The 15,837-nt window shown below is 67.4% G+C and carries 18 protein-coding genes; 7 read left to right on the plus strand and 11 right to left on the minus strand.

The window, feature by feature from the left end:
* Positions 1-3: 3 nt before the first annotated feature.
* Both CJ177_RS14295 and CJ177_RS14300 read right to left on the minus strand, forming a co-directional pair.
* The gene (locus CJ177_RS14295; protein ID WP_179443224.1) at positions 4-888 is read right to left on the minus strand and encodes an aminoglycoside phosphotransferase family protein; all 885 of its coding nucleotides are present in this window, start codon (positions 886-888) and stop codon (positions 4-6) included.
* Positions 889-913: 25 nt separating this feature from the next.
* Entirely contained in the window at positions 914-1,402 is a 489-nt protein-coding gene (locus CJ177_RS14300) for a GAF domain-containing protein (protein ID WP_095867974.1), read from the minus strand.
* 120 nt (positions 1,403-1,522) lie between these two features.
* Here CJ177_RS14300 and CJ177_RS14305 point away from each other — a divergent pair, with 120 nt between their 5' ends.
* On the plus strand, positions 1,523-2,605 hold the full coding sequence (locus tag CJ177_RS14305; RefSeq protein ID WP_095867975.1) for a diacylglycerol kinase: 1,083 nt from the start codon (positions 1,523-1,525) through the stop codon (positions 2,603-2,605).
* A gap of 32 nt (positions 2,606-2,637) precedes the next feature.
* Here the strand turns inward: CJ177_RS14305 and CJ177_RS14310 are convergent, their stop codons facing one another.
* The 7 genes from CJ177_RS14310 to CJ177_RS14340 all read right to left on the minus strand — a co-directional run bounded on the left by CJ177_RS14310 (position 2,638) and on the right by CJ177_RS14340 (position 7,390).
* Positions 2,638-3,336, minus strand: a complete 699-nt coding sequence (locus CJ177_RS14310; protein WP_061697410.1) for an HAD family hydrolase — start codon at positions 3,334-3,336, stop codon at positions 2,638-2,640.
* A gap of 52 nt (positions 3,337-3,388) precedes the next feature.
* Positions 3,389-3,712 (minus strand): putative quinol monooxygenase, encoded by a 324-nt coding sequence (locus CJ177_RS14315; protein ID WP_095867976.1) that lies wholly within the window; start codon positions 3,710-3,712, stop codon positions 3,389-3,391.
* Positions 3,713-3,753: 41 nt separating this feature from the next.
* Complete coding sequence (locus CJ177_RS14320) at positions 3,754-4,326, minus strand: TetR/AcrR family transcriptional regulator (protein ID WP_095867977.1); 573 nt, start codon at positions 4,324-4,326, stop codon at positions 3,754-3,756.
* A gap of 20 nt (positions 4,327-4,346) precedes the next feature.
* Complete coding sequence (locus CJ177_RS14325) at positions 4,347-4,817, minus strand: nuclear transport factor 2 family protein (protein WP_005251099.1); 471 nt, start codon at positions 4,815-4,817, stop codon at positions 4,347-4,349.
* Between the two features lie 142 nt (positions 4,818-4,959).
* On the minus strand, positions 4,960-6,564 hold the full coding sequence (locus CJ177_RS14330; RefSeq protein ID WP_095867978.1) for a cation acetate symporter: 1,605 nt from the start codon (positions 6,562-6,564) through the stop codon (positions 4,960-4,962).
* Positions 6,561-6,914 (minus strand): DUF485 domain-containing protein, encoded by a 354-nt coding sequence (locus CJ177_RS14335; RefSeq protein WP_061697412.1) that lies wholly within the window; start codon positions 6,912-6,914, stop codon positions 6,561-6,563. Before CJ177_RS14335 ends, CJ177_RS14330 begins: the two co-directional genes overlap by 4 nt.
* The gene (locus tag CJ177_RS14340; RefSeq protein ID WP_061697413.1) at positions 6,911-7,390 is read right to left on the minus strand and encodes a nuclear transport factor 2 family protein; all 480 of its coding nucleotides are present in this window, start codon (positions 7,388-7,390) and stop codon (positions 6,911-6,913) included. The genes CJ177_RS14335 and CJ177_RS14340 overlap by 4 nt, the downstream gene beginning before the upstream one ends.
* Positions 7,391-7,593: 203 nt before the next feature.
* Between CJ177_RS14340 and CJ177_RS14345 the strand changes: the two genes are divergently transcribed.
* The 6 genes from CJ177_RS14345 to CJ177_RS14370 all read left to right on the plus strand — a co-directional run bounded on the left by CJ177_RS14345 (position 7,594) and on the right by CJ177_RS14370 (position 14,108).
* On the plus strand, positions 7,594-8,199 hold the full coding sequence (locus CJ177_RS14345) for a TetR/AcrR family transcriptional regulator (RefSeq protein ID WP_095867979.1): 606 nt from the start codon (positions 7,594-7,596) through the stop codon (positions 8,197-8,199).
* Between the two features lie 136 nt (positions 8,200-8,335).
* Positions 8,336-9,529, plus strand: coding sequence for an acyl-CoA dehydrogenase family protein (locus CJ177_RS14350; protein ID WP_061697415.1), 1,194 nt, complete (start codon positions 8,336-8,338; stop codon positions 9,527-9,529).
* Positions 9,526-10,332, plus strand: a complete 807-nt coding sequence (locus CJ177_RS14355) for a hypothetical protein (RefSeq protein ID WP_061697416.1) — start codon at positions 9,526-9,528, stop codon at positions 10,330-10,332. The genes CJ177_RS14350 and CJ177_RS14355 overlap by 4 nt, the downstream gene beginning before the upstream one ends.
* Complete coding sequence (locus CJ177_RS14360; RefSeq protein ID WP_095867980.1) at positions 10,329-11,177, plus strand: alpha/beta fold hydrolase; 849 nt, start codon at positions 10,329-10,331, stop codon at positions 11,175-11,177. Before CJ177_RS14355 ends, CJ177_RS14360 begins: the two co-directional genes overlap by 4 nt.
* Positions 11,174-12,880: an AMP-binding protein gene (locus tag CJ177_RS14365; protein ID WP_095867981.1), complete on the plus strand. Its 1,707-nt coding sequence runs from the start codon at positions 11,174-11,176 to the stop codon at positions 12,878-12,880. Before CJ177_RS14360 ends, CJ177_RS14365 begins: the two co-directional genes overlap by 4 nt.
* Positions 12,873-14,108 (plus strand): acetyl-CoA C-acetyltransferase, encoded by a 1,236-nt coding sequence (locus CJ177_RS14370; RefSeq protein ID WP_095867982.1) that lies wholly within the window; start codon positions 12,873-12,875, stop codon positions 14,106-14,108. The genes CJ177_RS14365 and CJ177_RS14370 overlap by 8 nt, the downstream gene beginning before the upstream one ends.
* Before the next feature lie 4 nt (positions 14,109-14,112).
* On the opposite strand, the gene CJ177_RS14375 is transcribed toward CJ177_RS14370, so the two are convergent.
* Both CJ177_RS14375 and catA read right to left on the minus strand, forming a co-directional pair.
* Positions 14,113-14,907 (minus strand): alpha/beta fold hydrolase, encoded by a 795-nt coding sequence (locus CJ177_RS14375; RefSeq protein ID WP_061041248.1) that lies wholly within the window; start codon positions 14,905-14,907, stop codon positions 14,113-14,115.
* Between the two features lie 72 nt (positions 14,908-14,979).
* On the minus strand, positions 14,980-15,828 hold the full coding sequence (catA, locus tag CJ177_RS14380) for a catechol 1,2-dioxygenase (protein WP_095867983.1): 849 nt from the start codon (positions 15,826-15,828) through the stop codon (positions 14,980-14,982).
* Positions 15,829-15,837: the final 9 nt, after the last annotated feature.

A 15,837-nucleotide genomic window follows, 5' to 3' on the forward strand; every position in this document is an offset into this window, starting at 1 on the left:
TACTCACGGGCGAAGCATGGCGGCGATGTGCCCGAGCCGGGGCTGGTCGATCGACCCCTCCACGCAGCGTGCGAACAGCCACAGGTGTAGCCGCTCGCGGTCGAGTCCGAGCAGGCCGGCCATCCGGTTCGAGAATCCGACGGGGTCGGCGGCGAGGCGGTCGACGTGGTCGAGCATGTGCTGCAGCACGTCGTACGTCGGATCGCCGACATACGGTTTGGGATCGATCACCAGCCACGGCTCGCGCGCGGCGGACAGCACGTTGTCGGGGTGAAGGTCCGTGCACAGCAACCGCGACTGCGTTGCCGTCCTGGGTAGTTCGCGGAACAGTTCCATGCCGGTCCGCGCCAGGCCCGGATCCAGGCGCGGAGCGCGTGCGAGTTTCTCCTCGAACTCGTCGGCCCACACGTCGCACATGCTGGTGAGGGGGCGGAACGGGTAATCGGCGGGTGGTTCGATCCACAGCCTGCGCAGCAACCCGGCGATCACGACGTCCTGTTCCTCGGGCGGCCGGACGTCGGACAGCGGGGTGCCGGGCTCGCAGGCTTCGAGGAGCAGCGCCGTGGTGTGGTTGAGCACGCGGTGGTCGAGCAGTCGGACGGCGCCGTCACCGTTCCAAGCTGCGAGTCCGTCCGCCTCGTGCAGGGCCTCGTCGTGTCGCCAGCCGATCTTCAGCACCACGCGTTCGCCGGCGGCGGTGCGTGCGGGCGCCGTCCAGGACGTCACGCCGCCCGGCTGGAACGCGCGACCGATGTCCAGCGACCACTGCCGACTCAGCGTTTCGACGACGGTGGGGAGGTCGGACAGCCACGTTCGGCGCGGCGCGTCGGGTGCGTCGTACGCGGCCATCTCTCGCACGAGGTTCGTCGGCAGTTCCAGATCCGGCACACCCGCATTGTGCCTCGCGGATCGGTCACCGCCTTCCGCGGTCCCACACGCGCCGCGTCTGCTCGGCGATGTCAGGGTGGTGGGTCCGCTGGAAGTTGCGGCCACCGCGGGCGAAGGCTTGCACGGTCGCGGGCGGTACGTCGAGCTCGGCGACGGGTACGTCGAGCCACTCGCAGTCTCGGAGGTGCACCAGATCCACAGCCGCGGCCTCCGGACTCGAGTCGTAGCGCCACGGACCGTCGATCCGGCCGAGGAGGTAGAGCCCGTCGGCGTCACGCGACCAGACGAACGATCCGTCCAGCACCTGCGTGAAGCGTTCGAGCCGGCGTGCGGCCGGATCACCGTAGGTGCGCTCGGTCGCGTCGAGCGCCTCACTCAGATCGACGGGAGGTGGGGCCAGCAACCCGCCGATTCCACACACGTCCATCGCGAGCGCGCGCTGCACCGCGAGCCCTGGGTCCACGTCGTCGCGACGGGAACGCATCGGTGCGCGGTAGACGTCGGTGGGTGTCATACGTATGGATTCTCCCTGACGCCGAACCGCGATAGCACTCTTCGGCAATCGTCCACCCGGCAAACTAGAACCTGTTACATTCTCGGGAGGGGTACTACTGCTGGAACTCGGAGAGAACTCATGAGACACCGCGTCGTCGAATGGTCCACCGGTACGGTCGGACGTCACGCCATCGCAGGCATCGATGCCCGCGACGACCTCGAACTGGTCGGCGTGTGGGTGTCCAACCCCGAGAAGGTCGGGAAAGACGCCGGGGAGCTGGCGGGCCTCGGCCGAGAACTCGGCGTGGCGGCGACCGACGACAAGGAGGCGCTTCTCGCTCTGAAGCCGGACTGCATCGTGCACACCGCGATGACGGACGACCGTATCTTCGACGCCATCGAGGACCTGATCTCGTTCCTCGAGGCCGGCATCAACGTCGTGTCCTCGGGACCCGTTCTGTTGCAGTACCCGATCGGTGTGGTCCCGGACGAACTCGTCGACCGCATCCGCCGCGCCGGCGAACAGGGAGGCGCAAGCCTCCACGTGAACGGCATCGACCCCGGGTTCGCGAACGACGTTCTCCCGCTGGCCATGACGAGCCTGTCGCAGCGGATCGACGAGGTGCGCTGCGCCGAGATCGCCGACTACTCCACCTACTACCAGCCGGTGGTGATGAGTGAGATCTTCGGTTTCGGCAAACCCGTCGAGGAGGTGCCGATGCTGTTCCAGCCGGGCGTGCTGTCGCTGGCGTGGGGGAGCGTTGTCCGCCAGATCGCCGCGGGACTGGACCTCACGCTCGACGAACCGCTGGTGGAGAAGTTCGAACGCATCCCCGCCGAGGAGGATCTAGACATTCTGTCGTGCCACATCGCGAAGGGAACGGTGGCGGCGGTGCGGTTCGAAGTCGTCGGCACGGTCGACGGGGTGCCGCGTGTGGTCCTCGAGCACGTCACCCGCACCCACCCCGAACAGAAACCGGACTGGCCGAAACCGACCCGCGGCGACGGGTGCTACCGCATCGACATCTCGGGCGAGCCGATGATGACCGTCGAGTTCAACCACCACGGCGAAAACGGCGACCACAACGTGTCGGGGATGATCGTCACCGCGATGCGGCTGGTGAATTCGGTGCACGCGGTGGTCGGGGCGAAGCCCGGATTGGTGACCGCACTCGATCTGCCTCTCGTCACCGGCCGCGGATTATGCGCTTCGCACCCGTGAGTACTTATTAACCGCCCGTGGTTAATAAGTACTCACAGGCCGAAGGCACTGAGCGCATTTCGGAGACCGTTGGGGCGCTCTGCGAGGGGAACGGGTTCGACGAGTGCGAACGCGCAGCCCACCTTTCGTGCCGCACCGTCGGCTTCCTCGCTGTCGCCGATCATCAGAGTACGTTCGGGCTCGGAACCGAGTGCGGCGAGAGCGTGCTCGAAGATCTTCGGGTCCGGTTTGATCGCACCCACCTCGAACGACAGCACGAACGCATCGACGAGATGCTCGACTCCCAGATCCGCGAACGCGGGCCGGATGTCGAACGCGATGTTGCTCAGCACCGCGACCTTGATTCCACGGTCCTTCAGTGACGCAAGCACTTCCGCGGTGTCGGGGTATGCGCTCCAGCATCCCGGGTCGATGACCCGCTCGTACAGCCCGACCGCCTGGTCCTCGTGTGCGACCCCGGACTTGCGCAGAACGTCGAGGTACGCCTGCCGGTGGAACCGAGGGTCGAGGTCGCGGTTGGTCCACGCGTGGTGCTCGGCGGCATCCATCTCGACGGTCTGGCCGACCGGCGCCGTCATGCGCCGCATCAACTCGGCCTGCTGGTGGAGGTCGAACGGTTCACCGTCGTGATCGGTGAGGTCGGCCATCCAGCTGTCGTCCTCCTCCAGCCGGAACAGCGTGCCGGAGAAGTCGAAGATCACTGCGTCGAATTCGGTGAGATCGGAAGCCACGTTTCCAGGCTAACGCGCGGTGCACGCGACTTCAGCGTGAAGCCGGACGGGGTCAGTCGACTTCGAGTTCGCCCATCAGCGACCACTCGGTGCCGTCGATCTTGGTGTTGATGATCCGAGGTGTCTGCGCGAGGGCGGGTTTCAACTCGCGCAAGGCGTTCTGGAAGTGCTCGCTCTGCACGTGGGCGACGGCGGAGTCGTCGTCACGGAACGCTTCGACGAGGACGTACAGGTTCGGATCCTCCACCGCACGCGACCAGTAGAACCACAGGTTGCCCGGTTCGTTTCGGGTCGCGTCGGTGAACGGCTGCACCAGGTCGAGCCAGCCGTCCGTGTGGTCCGGTTTCACGGTGAAGTTGACGACGATGAAGATCACGGCTGCCTCACTTCTCGAGTTCCCGCATTCCGTGACGAATCCTACGCGCGCGGCTGCGCGGGATCCTCGACCGAGCGGCGGAGCCGGGTGAGGATGCGCGTGAAGCTGCCGGGGTCGTCCAGGGCACGCGCGAGGACCAGCGCGCCCTGGATTCCCGCGACGACCTCCTCGGCGAGTGGACGTGACTGCGTGCCGTGGCCGGCGTCGGCGAGAGCGCCGGCGAGCGAATCGACCCAGTCGGTGAAGTAGGCGCGGACCCGGTGGGCGAAGCGATCACGTTCGAGGCCGAGCGCGAACGCGCCGAACAGGCAGATTCGGCGGCCCGACCGGAAGTACGTCTCGACCTCGTCGAACATCCGCTCGAGACGGATAGCGGCGGGCTCGGGCTCACGCAGCCGCCGGTACACGGCGGTCTGGAACCAGGCGTCGACCTCGTCGAGGACTGCCTCGGCCATCTCGTCCTTGCCGCGGGGGAAGAAGTTGTACAGGCTTCCTTTCCCGAGCCCGGTGTGCTCGGTGATGACGGCCAGGCTCGCGCCGTCGAACCCGTGGGATCGGAACACCTCGGCCAGCACGGGGACGACGTCGCCGCGCTCGGCTACTGCTCGGGGCATGACTACTCCTCGTGTGCCGGTCAGAGGCCGAGATCGCTCAGCCCGGGATGATCGGACGGCCGCACGCCGGACATGTCCCAGAAGAATGTGCGGTCGGATTCGTCGATCGGCACGTCGTTGATGCTGGCGTGACGCCACCGCATCAGACCGTTGTCGTCGAACTGCCAGTTCTCGTTGCCGTACGCGCGGAACCACTGCCCGTCGGTGTCGTGGAACTCGTACGCGAACCGGACCGCGATCCGATTCCCGTCGTGCGCCCACAGCTCCTTGATCAGACGGTATTCCAGCTCGCGGTCCCACTTCCCGGCGAGGAAGTCGACGATCTCGCGGCGCCCCTGCAGAAAGGTGGACCTATTGCGCCACCAACTGTCCTCGGTGTAAGCCTGCGCGACCTTCTCGGGATTGCGGGAATTCCAGCCGTCCTCGGCGGCGCGAACCTTCGAGATCGCGGTGTCGCGCGTGAACGGTGGGACGGGTGGTCGAACGGACATGGTGAGCGCTCCTCCGGGAGGGTCTTGTACCTTTCAGTACAGACTGTACCGATAGGTACAAGCGCTGTCCAGGGTCGCGCCGCACACGCCTCACGGCCGATGCCCCCGCCGTGACGGAGAGGGCATCGGCCGAGTGCGAAACCTAGTGCGCTTCGGCGAGTTCCGCGCCGATGCCGGTTTCGGCGCGCACCAGCATCTCGGCGAACTTCTCGTCCCGATCGGCCGAACCTCCGTGACGGCGTTCGGCGGCGAGCGAGCCGATCACGGCAGCGGCCAAACCGAGCGGCATCGTGATGATCACCGGCAACTGAATGGTCAGCGGCGCCGGGCCACTTCCCAGCCAGAGCGCCTCCGTGAACATGAGGCTGACCACGGTGGATGCCAGTCCGACCGAGATGCCCCACACCGCGCCTGTGCTGTTGAACCGCCGCCAGTTGAGACTGAGCAGCAGGCTGGGCAGGTGCGCACTGCCGGCGACCATGAAGGCCATACCCATGAAGTAGGTGATATTTGTAGTGTCGCCGATCGCCATCGTCAGTCCGATCGCGGCGACGCTGAACGCGACCGCCGTGTACCGGGCGACCTTCGCCTCGCGGGCATCCGCCGTCTCCGTGCCGGCGTCGGCGGACTTCGGGCGGATGAGGGTGGGCCACACGTCGTGGGCGAACGTTCCCGCAGCCGAGATCACGACGCCCGCGACGACGGCGACGATGCTCGCGAACGCGACGGCAGCCACCATGGCCAGCGCGATCGAACCACCGATGGTGCCGACGCCTCCGCCGAGTTCCGTGACCAGCGTGGGTGCCGCGAGATTGCCGCCGGCGCCGACACGATCCGCCCCGTCGGGACCGAGAAGCGCGGCGGTGCCGAAGCCCATCACGATGACGATCAGATAGAAGATGCTGCACAGTGCGACGGTCCAGCCCAGCGACTTCCGGGCCGTCGCGGCCTCGGGGACGGTGAAGAAGCGAATCAGGATGTGGGCCATGCCGGCCGTGCCGAGCGCGAACGCCAGGGAGTACGAGATCAGGTTGATCGCACCGGTCTGCCCGAAGATCAGGCCCGGCGAGAGGATCGCATCTCCGGCCGCGGCGTTCGAGGTTGCCGCCCCGAGCATGCCGGGGATGCTGAAGCCGAACTTCGCGAGGATCCCGAGGCACACCACGATCGCCAAGATCGACAGGACGGACGACTTGATGACCTGAACCCACGTGGTCGCCAGCATTCCGCCGACGAAGACGTAGATGCCCATGAGTGATCCGGCCACCACGACGGACAGGCCGAACGGGATCCCCGAGACGGACTCGAGCAGGACACCCGCCGCCACGAGCTGCGCGAGCAACACGAACGTGCCGGTGACGATGGTGCTGAGCGCAACCACCACCCGGACGCGACGTGCACCGGTCCGGAACACCAGAACATCGGCGAGCGTGAACTTTCCGACGTTCCGCATCTTCTCGGCGAGAAGGAAGAGGACGGGGAGGAAGGAGACCACCGACGTGCACAGAATGACGGCGCCGTCGACGCCCTTGTAGAAGATCAAGCCCGTGGTGCCCAGAAAGCTACCGGCGGAAATGAATTCGCCGGCGATCGCGAAACCGTTCTGCCAGCCGGTGATCGAGCGTCCCGCAGCGAAGAATCCGGTGGCGCTACGGCTTCGGCGCGATGCGGCGAACGTCACCCACAGGGTGAGCGAGATGACGGCGGCACAGATGCCGATGGCGAGGAAATCGGCGTCGCCGGTCACGAGGCACGCTCCTGATCACGTTGCGCGATGGCCCGGACGGCGGCATCGGCGGCGGGTTGGATGAAGGTGCGGGAGAGTCGGAAGTACGCGTACACGAGCACCCAGGTGCCGGCGAACTGGGAGAACACCACCCACAGCGACAGTGGAATGCCGAATGCCGTGTTGTTGCCGAGGGGTTCGGGGAAGAAGGCGAATCCGACGAGAAACCCGGAGAACAGCACGATCGCGATCAGGCCGAGTCCGGTGGTGACGGCCCGCCGTCGTCGCCGCAGTTCGACGAACTCCGGCAACGCGAGAATCGGTGACCAGACGGCTGCGCTCGCCGCGGTGGTGGGGGACTCGGTTGTCACGCGTTCACCGCCGCACGTCGCGCCGAGTCGAGGGCGAACTGGTTCTCGTCCCAGCCCTCCGTGAGCGGACCGAAGTAGTGGAAGCGCACCTGCTTGACGCGGTACAGCCAGCGGCCGTCGACTTTGACGGCCTCGTCCGTGTAGCGGCCGGCGGCGATCGAGGCGTTGCCGTCGGATACGCAGGGCTGCCAGAGGAACGAGCGGACGGTGGCGCGATCGCCGTCGAGGTCGATCTCCAGGTTGGTGATGAAGTGCCAGAACGCGGTGAGCCCGGCGGGTGCGAGGCCGGCGAAGAACGCCCGCATCTCGCTCTTGCCCTTCGGGTGGGACAGCCCGTCGAATTCGCCGTCGTCGGTGAACAGATCCATCAGGGCGTCCCAGTTGCCGTCGTCGAGATGGCGGCAGTACTGCGCGTCGAGGTACCGGATGGCCTCCAGGTCTTCGAGGTGGCGGATTCGTTCTTCGAGGGTGCTCAAGGTGGCATACCTCCACGGTGTGAGGAGCGGAATGCGCGAATCGGCAATTAACAACCGTTCACGTGATCTGGACCATAACGGACCCGCTATCGTCGGTCAACACCGTGCGCCGTTCACCCCCTTCGACGTGCGTGAAGGCTGGTGAGCTGCACTTTCTGCAGGGTGTATTGCCCGCGCCTCGCACGGCACCTACCCTCCGAGGGATGAACACTCGGTCAAACGGTGCAGTGATTCCCTCCGTCCGGCAGCGGATCCTGGACGCGGCGCTGGAGGAGTTCTATACCGCCGGCTTTCACGCGGCGACCATGCGCACCATCGCCAAACGTGCTGGCTGCAGCGCCGCCAACGTGTACAACCATTTCGAGAACAAGGACGAGCTCCTGGTCGAGATTCTGCGGTCGGCCAGTGACGAGCAGTTCACCGCCACCCGGACCGCCCTGCGGAGGGCAGGGTCCGCACCGGCGGAGCAGTGGACGGCCGCGGTGGTCGCGCATTCGCTGTACACCGCCCGCAACCAGCAAGCCTGCCTGGTGGCGAACACCGAACTGCGGTACCTCGACGAGGTGGACCGCAAGCGGGTCGTGGGCTCGCGCGACGCGCAGGAGCACCTGTTCGTCACCATAGCGGAGGCGGGTGTGGCCGGCGGCGACTTCGACGTCCCCCATGTTCACCAGGCGGTGACTGCCGTGCTCACCATGTGCGCGGGAATCGCGCTCTGGTACCGCCCGGACGGACCGTTGTCCGCGCAGGCGGTCGCGGACTCGTACGGCGTCTATGCGCTCAACCTGGTCGGATACCGTCCCGCCTGAATCAGGGAGATTCGGCATTGACGGTGCGTTCCCGTCCGTGCTCTACTGGGTGAACAAGCGTTAATGTGATCCGGGTGTGGAACCGCGAGTTCCCCCGAGTCACGCGCCCCGTAGTTCGAGTGGATGAGGAGTGTCCATGACTCACCGGCCGTCACAGCCGCGTACCGACTCGCCGCGGTATCTGACCGAGGATCGGGTGGCGATCCGCGACCTGGCTCGCGAGTTCGCGATGAAGCAGGTGCTCCCGGTCGCCAACGAACTCGACCCGGTGCAGGGCGCCATCCCGGACACGGTGAAGAAGGCGATGGCCGAGGTCGGGTTCTTCGGGATCATGATCCCCGAGGAGCACGGCGGTCTCGGTCTCGGCGTGTTCGAGTACTGCCTGGTCGCCGAGGAGCTGTCGCGGGCGTGGATGAGCGTGTCCGGGCTGCTGGCCCGCGGCAACGGGATGGGCGGCGGGTTCACCCCGGAGCAGGAGGCGGCGTTGCTGCCGAAGGTCGCCCGCGGTGAGTACCTCGGCGCGTATGCCCTGTCGGAGGCCGAGGCCGGCTCCGATGTGGCGAACATTTCCTGCCGTGCGACCCGCGACGGTGACGAGTGGGTGATCAGCGGCACCAAGATGTGGTGTACGTACGCCGACGAGGCCGACTACCTGGTGTTGTTCGCGCGCACCGACCCGAACAAGGATCCGGCGAAGCCGCACCGGGGGATCAGCGCGTTCCTGATCGACAAGCAGCGCGGCGGGTTCCCCGAGGGGATCAGTGGGACGAAGATCCGCAAGATCGGGTATTTCGGGTGGAGCACGTGGGAGCTGTCGTTCGACAATTTCCGGGTGCCGGCCACGGCCATGCTCGGTGCGGAGGGCAAGGGTTTCTACCTGGCGGTGTCCGGTCTGGAGGTGGGGCGGGCGCATACCGCGGCCCGGGCGATCGGTCTGGCGCGGGGGGCGTTGGAGGATTCGATCGCGTATCTGCACACCCGCCGGCAGTTCGGGCACGAGTTGGCCGATTTTCAGCATCTGCGGTTCAAGGTCGCGGCGATGGCCGCCGACATCGAGGCGGCCCGGCAGTTGATGTATTCGGTGGCCACCGATATCGACACCGGCCGGCGGTGTTCGCTGGAGGCGTCGATGTGCAAGCTGGTGGCGACGGAGATGGCCGAGCGGGTGACCAGTGAGGCGGTGCAGATTCACGGCGGCGCCGGGTACACCACCGACTTCCAGGTGGAGCGGCATTGGCGTGATGCGCGGTTGACGAAGATCTTCGAGGGCACCAGCGAGATCCAGATGCGGATCATCTCCGACGAACTCCTGGGAAGGGCGGGCGAATGAGCACACTCACGAAGCACCGGTGCTTTGCGGTCGGCGATCGCAGCGTGAGCGACGCCCGGCGCGTCTCCGAACTCGGACTGTCACTGCCGGAGGCGTCGTTGACGGGAATCGCCGTGGCGGGAGTGCTCGCTCCGGCCACGTCCGGTGCCACCCGGACGGGGCTGCAATGGAATTCGCAGTCCGCGGTGGCGGACGACGTCGTCGTCCACGCCGAGTCCGTCGTCACGCGCATCGAACAGTCCGAGACCGGAGCCGTGTTCGATCGCCACGTGCGGCTCGTCGACGAGGCCGGGTCGATTCGCGAGGAGGGAATCGAGACGTGGCGTTCGCCCGAACCGTCCGACGTTCGATTCGATCCCGCTGTCGACTTCTGCACACCGGCCTGGGGAGAGCGTCTCCGCGAATCCCTCTCCACCGATACAGCCTTCGCGTCCTCACTGTCGACGTGGGACGGCACCGTGGGCCTGCGTTGCACCGACTCCTCGGGCCGGGCCCGCGAACTGCAGCTGCGGATCTACCGCGGAACGATCATCGACGTCGCCCGCCGCGTCCCGGGTGGGGCCACGTTCACGCTCATCGCTCCGGCCGTCACCTGGGTCGACCTGGTGTTCGCCGAACGGAACGAGTTCATGCGCCGCGCCATCAGTGGTGAATTCTCCTCCAGCGGTGACGGGTACGAGTACCTGCGCCTCACAAAACCACTCGACATCATCATCGCCCACGCCCGCAGCGCCGCACGTGAGTGGCAAAGCGTGTCGGGGCACACTTTGCCACTCACGTGCGGAAGGGAGGCCCGGCCATGATCGAGGCCCGATACCTGGAGATCGACGGAGCGCTCGGCTTCGTCGAGATCATCACCCCCGACAATCACCCGGACACCGACGTGCCCACCGTTCTGTGCCTGCACACCGCAGGCCAGAGCGGAGTCCAGTGGCGGCAGGTCGCGTCCGAACTGGCAGGCCGGGGCTACCGGGTGATCGTCCCCGACCTTCCGGGGCACGGACGTTCCGAGCCCGCGGTCGACGGTCCCGTCACCAGCATCGTCGCCTTCGGAGACTGGCTCGGGAAGGTCCTCGATGCGCTCGCCGTCGAACGCCCCTTCGTCGTCGGGTGTTCCATCGGAGGCAAACTGACACTCGAACTCGCCACACGGTCGTCGAGGCCGCTGGCCGGAGCGATTGCGATGGCAGCGGAGGCCGGTCCCGGCCGCGTCAACGTGGGAGGGCTGCGCCGCGAACTCGAGGACGTCGCCGGGCCCAGCCGTGCCGACCGCACCTACCTGGGCACGCTCGCCTCCGTCGGACATGCCGTGCCCGAGGCGAAGGCGCACCTGATCGCCACGATGCACAAGCGTGAGGACCCGGAGATTTCGTCGTCCGACCTGATCGGCTGGGGGACGCACGACGTGCGCGACCGGATCGCCGAGATCACCTGTCCTCTCAGGCTCGTCGCCGGCGCGCAGGACCCGTGGATCGACGCCGGACGTGTCGAGCAGACCGTGTCGGCGCTCGACGCCGCCCGTCCCGGACTTGCGTCGTTCACCCTGCTCGAGGGCATCGGCCACTACCCCATGGAGGAGATCGACGACTTCGCCTCGGTGGCGGACGAGTGGTTAACCGAACTGCGTGCGGCGGTGGTGCTCTCGTGACGGCGCACGATACGGCGACACGTCGTGACACACTCGCCTCGCTGCTCGACGAACTCGTGACCGCCGACCCGGGTGCCGCCGCAACCCTCGACGTCGTCGACGGCGAGCCGATCGTCACCAGCCGCACCGAACTGCAAGCCCGCGTCGACGCCCTGAAGTCGGAACTCATGCGCGTCGGCGTCCGGCGCGGCCAGTGTGTGGCCGTCCTGCTGCCGAACTGGTCGGACGCGATCGTGTGGCAACTCGCCGCGTCCGCTGTGGGTGCACACGTCATCGGCGTCAACACCCGCTACAACACGCACGAGATCGCACACATCCTCACCTCGGCGCGACCTGCGGTGGTGGCCGTGGCCGACCACTTCCACGGTCTCGACCTGTTCGGCCGACTCGAAGAGGCACAGCACTCCCTCGACCTCCCGGCACCGGCAGTCGCCGTCGTGTGCGGACCTCGAACGGCGAGCGCCGCTCCCGATCCGGCGCGATTCGACCTCGGCGGCGGTGCCTGGACAGCGGGCAGCGCGGACACCGGCACCGTCCAGGTGCCGGATACACCCGACACGGCGACCATCACCGCGGCGGGCGAGCGGGCTGCCCCGGACGACGTGCTCGCAGTCGCGTTCACGACGTCCGGATCCACCGGTGTTCCCAAACTCGCAGCCCATCGCGAATCGGCGGTGGTCCGGCACGCGCGAGCCGACGCCGTCGTCCTCGCCGTCGAACCGGGAGACGTCACCCTGTGCGTGCTGCCGGTGTCTGGGGTGTTCGGATACTCCACTGCTCTGGCCACTCTCGCGGGCGGTGGAACGCTGCTGATGGAACCCGTCTTCGACGCCGCGGTCACGCTGGCCCGGATGGAGTCGCTGAAGGTCACGCACGTGGTCGGCGGCGACGATCTCTTCACCCGGCTCCACGACACGTGGCAGGGGGGTGACCGTGTCGACCTGTCGTCGTTGAAGCGCCTCGGGATCGCCGACTTCCTCGGCCGGTCGCACGAGGTGGCGGCGTGGGTGCGTGACGAATTCGGCGCCGTCACCACGGGCGTCTTCGGGTCGTCCGAGGTATTCGCCCTGATGCTGCTGTGGAATGCCGCGGACCCGGAATCCCTGCGCTGGAACGGCGGTGGGCGTCCGGTCGAACCCGGCATCGAGGTTCGCATCGTCGACCCGCTCGACGACTCCGTCCTTCCGGAGGGTGAGCAGGGTGAGCTCCAGGTGCGCGGACCGAACGTCGTCGACGCCTATCTCGGCAATCCGGATGCGGCCGCACGGGCGTTCACGAGGGACGGGTGGTTCCGCAGCGGCGACCTGGCCGTCGCGACCGGCGACGGAGGCTATACGTATGTATGCCGAATGGGGGACGTGCTTCGGCTACGCGGGTTCCTGGTGGACCCCGCGGAGATCGAGCACCGGTTGGCCGATCACGACGCCGTCCACCTGACGAAGGTCGTGGGCGTCACCGGCACCGGCGGATACACGGAGGCCGTGGCGTTCGTCGTCCCTACCGACGGTGCGTCGGCCGGCGCCGCCGAGCTCAAGGCCTGGTGCGCAGAGTCTCTGGCGGCGTTCAAGGTTCCGGCCGCGGTGCACGTGATCGAGGAAATGCCGACCACCGTGGGCGGCAACGGAGCCAAGATCCGAGCGGTCGAACTGCGTGAATGGGCGCAGCGCTGGACCGATCACGAAAGGGATTTCCGCAGTGCCTGAAAATACGAATGCCCAGGCGGACGACGTCGTCGTCTGCGAGCCCCTGCGCACCCCCGTCGGCCGATACGGCGGTCAGTTCAAGGACGTACCCGCCGCAGACCTCGGCGCTCGGGTGGTGTCCGAACTGCTCGCGCGGACGACGGTGGATCCGGGCCGCGTCGACGACGTGATCTTCGGTCAGTGCTACCCGAACGGTGAGGCGCCTGCCATCGGCCGCGTCGTGGCCCTGGACGCGGGAATGCCGGTGACGGTTCCCGGTCAGCAACTCGACCGTCGTTGCGGATCCGGTCTGCAGGCCGTGCTCGACGCGGCGATGCGGGTGCAGACGGGGATCGCCGAACTGGTGATCGCCGGCGGCGTGGAATCGATGAGCCGCGCCGAGTACTACACCGAATCGATGCGCTGGGGAGCCAACGGTGCACCGGCAGCACTCCACGACAGGCTCGCCCGCGGTCGTGTCACCGCAGGCGGACGCAATTATCCGGTGCCGGGCGGCATGCTCGAGACGGCGGAGAACCTGCGCCGCACGTACGGCATCAGCCGCCTCGAGCAGGACGAGCTCGCGGTGAGTTCCCACCAGCGGGCGGTCGCCGCGATCGACTCGGGCAAGTTCGCCGAGGAGATCGTGCCGGTGGAAGTTCCTGTTCGGAAGGGTGATCCGCAGGTCGTCGATCGGGACGAGCACCCCCGTGCCGACACGACGATCGAGTCGCTCGCTCGGTTGCGGCCCATCATGGGCGGCACCGACCCCGACGCGACCGTCACCGCCGGCAACGCCAGCGGACAGAACGACGGTGCGGCAGCATGCCTCGTCACCACCCGGGCGCAGGCGGAGCGTCTGGGGCTCCGGCCCCTCGCACGCCTGGTCACCTGGGCGGTCGCGGGGGTGGAGCCGTCCGAGATGGGTATCGGACCGGTGCCGTCCACCGAACGGGCCCTGAAACGCGCCGGGCTGACGCTCGCCGATATCGACCTCATCGAACTGAACGAGGCCTTTGCGGCACAGGCGCTGGCTGTCACGCGCGAATGGAACTTCGGTGCACAGGATTTCGACCGCACCAATGTCAACGGCTCGGGAATCTCGCTCGGGCACCCCGTCGGCGCCACGGGAGTCCGGATCCTCACCACACTGCTGCGCGAGATGGACCGTCGCGGAGTCCGTTACGGCCTCGAGACGATGTGCATCGGCGGTGGCCAGGGACTGACCGCGATCTTCGAAAGGGCCTGACAGCTCAGCTGTCGAGAGCCCGAATCCAGTCGGTGAGCGCCCGCACAACCTGTGCGGGCGCTTCCGGCATGAGCGCATGGCTCGCATTCGGGACGACGGTCACGGTGACCAACTCGCCGAACCGATCCCGCAATTCGTTCTCCGTCTCACGCGGACGGAACGGGTCGAGAGCGGACTGCAGGTCCAGGATCGGCTGGTGCGCGACATCCCACCACTCCTCCTTGGGTGTGGCGGACGAGGCGGCGAGCTGCCGCTTCGACACCTCCGGATACCAACCGGTGAGCCACTCCCTCGGATCGTTGCCGGGGGCGAAGAATCCGATCTGCAGGTAGCCGATCCGCTCTTCCTCGGGCAGTGACGAATCGGAGCATTTGACTGCCAGCGCCGTCAGTGCGGCCGGGTAGTTGCGGGCACCCGCCGCAGCAACGACGACGCCGCGCACCAGGCCGGGCCGCTCGGCGGCGAGCATTCGTGCCACGTAGTGCCCGAAGGCATGACCGACCACGACGGCCGCACCGTTGTCCTGCGCCTCGATCACCGCTCCGATATCTGCGGCCAGGTCGTGCAACGTGATGTTCTCCAGTGGTCCCGTGCTCCGGCCGATGCCGCGCGGCTGTGGTCGGGAGACCCGGAACCCGTTCTGCGCGAGTCCACTCGCGACGTCGTCGTAGTCGTACGACTCGCGTCCGAGCGAAGGGAGCAGGATGACCGACGGACCGCTGCCCTCGACGACGACCTCGATCACGGCCGTCGCGGTGTGCACGAATTCCGTTGTCCGCGCCGGTGATGTGCTCGGCATGATGATTCCTCCACAAACGTCGATCCCCCGGGCGACACGATCTTTCGCGTCGCCCGGGGGATGGTGGGTGTCTCAGTCCGCGGCGGGATCGAGCGCGAAGTCGTAGCTGACAACCTTACGCCCGGCGTCGTCGAGTTGCGGATCGAGGAGGAGTTCGGGTTTCGTTGCGGTGGCGACGTCGTCGTCGATCCAGTCTCCGCCGGCGAAGTACAGTTGGGTGATGATCGGCTGCTTGCCCGGGGACGTCACCCGCAGGTGCAGGTGCGCCGGCCGCCACGGGTGCCAGCCGGCCCCCTCGATGAACTGACCGGTCGGGCCGTCGGTCGGGATCTGGTACGGGGCAGGCTCGATGGTGGTGATCTCGTACCGCCCCTCCGGGTCGGTGACGATGGTGCCGCGCAGGTTCCATTCCGGTAGGTGCGGCGCGAACTGCGAGTAGTAGCCCGCGTCGTCGGCGTGCCACAACTCGATGGTGGCGCCGCCGAGGCCGGCCCCGTCGAGGTCGGTCACCCGGCCGCGGAGGACAAGCGCGGGGTGGGCCCGGTCCTCGTCGCGCATCGGCAGGGTGCACCGCGCGGGCAGTTCCGGTGCCCCAGGCACGTAGTACGGTCCCTCGATGCTGCCCTTGGTGCCCCGGAACCTGGTGGAGTTCACCTCCTCGATGTCGTGCTCGACGAACACGTCGAGCAGCAGCGGCCACTCGCCGCCCTCCCCGACATCGATGAGCCACTGCTTGAGGACCCGGTACTCCGGGTAGGTGACTGCGTGCTTGTGGATCAGGGCGCTCAGCCCGGCGAGCGCCTCGGTGGCGATCGCGGACAGGCGTTCGGGGGAGGTGTCGGCGGTGAATCGGGCGCCCTTGAACTTGTCGGTGGCGGCGTTGCCGGAGCCGACCGCGGTGGGGCTGTCGATGGTGGTCATGGTTTCTCC

The sequence above is a fragment of the Rhodococcus sp. ACPA1 genome (assembly GCF_002300195.1).
Lineage (GTDB): Bacteria > Actinomycetota > Actinomycetes > Mycobacteriales > Mycobacteriaceae > Rhodococcus_F > Rhodococcus_F opacus.

Bases quoted from the DNA above. Each gene is read 5' to 3' on its own strand.
- CJ177_RS14300 (WP_095867974.1), bottom strand. From the start codon at position 1,402: ATGACACCCACCGACGTCTACCGCGCACCGATGCGTTCCCGTCGCGAC.
- CJ177_RS14305 (WP_095867975.1), top strand. From the start codon at position 1,523: ATGAGACACCGCGTCGTCGAATGGTCCACCGGTACGGTCGGACGTCAC.
- CJ177_RS14320 (WP_095867977.1), bottom strand. From the start codon at position 4,326: ATGCCCCGAGCAGTAGCCGAGCGCGGCGACGTCGTCCCCGTGCTGGCC.
- CJ177_RS14325 (WP_005251099.1), bottom strand. From the start codon at position 4,817: ATGTCCGTTCGACCACCCGTCCCACCGTTCACGCGCGACACCGCGATC.
- CJ177_RS14345 (WP_095867979.1), top strand. From the start codon at position 7,594: ATGAACACTCGGTCAAACGGTGCAGTGATTCCCTCCGTCCGGCAGCGG.
- CJ177_RS14350 (WP_061697415.1), top strand. From the start codon at position 8,336: ATGACTCACCGGCCGTCACAGCCGCGTACCGACTCGCCGCGGTATCTG.
- CJ177_RS14355 (WP_061697416.1), top strand. From the start codon at position 9,526: ATGAGCACACTCACGAAGCACCGGTGCTTTGCGGTCGGCGATCGCAGC.
- CJ177_RS14360 (WP_095867980.1), top strand. From the start codon at position 10,329: ATGATCGAGGCCCGATACCTGGAGATCGACGGAGCGCTCGGCTTCGTC.
- CJ177_RS14375 (WP_061041248.1), bottom strand. From the start codon at position 14,907: ATGCCGAGCACATCACCGGCGCGGACAACGGAATTCGTGCACACCGCG.
- catA (WP_095867983.1), bottom strand. From the start codon at position 15,828: ATGACCACCATCGACAGCCCCACCGCGGTCGGCTCCGGCAACGCCGCC.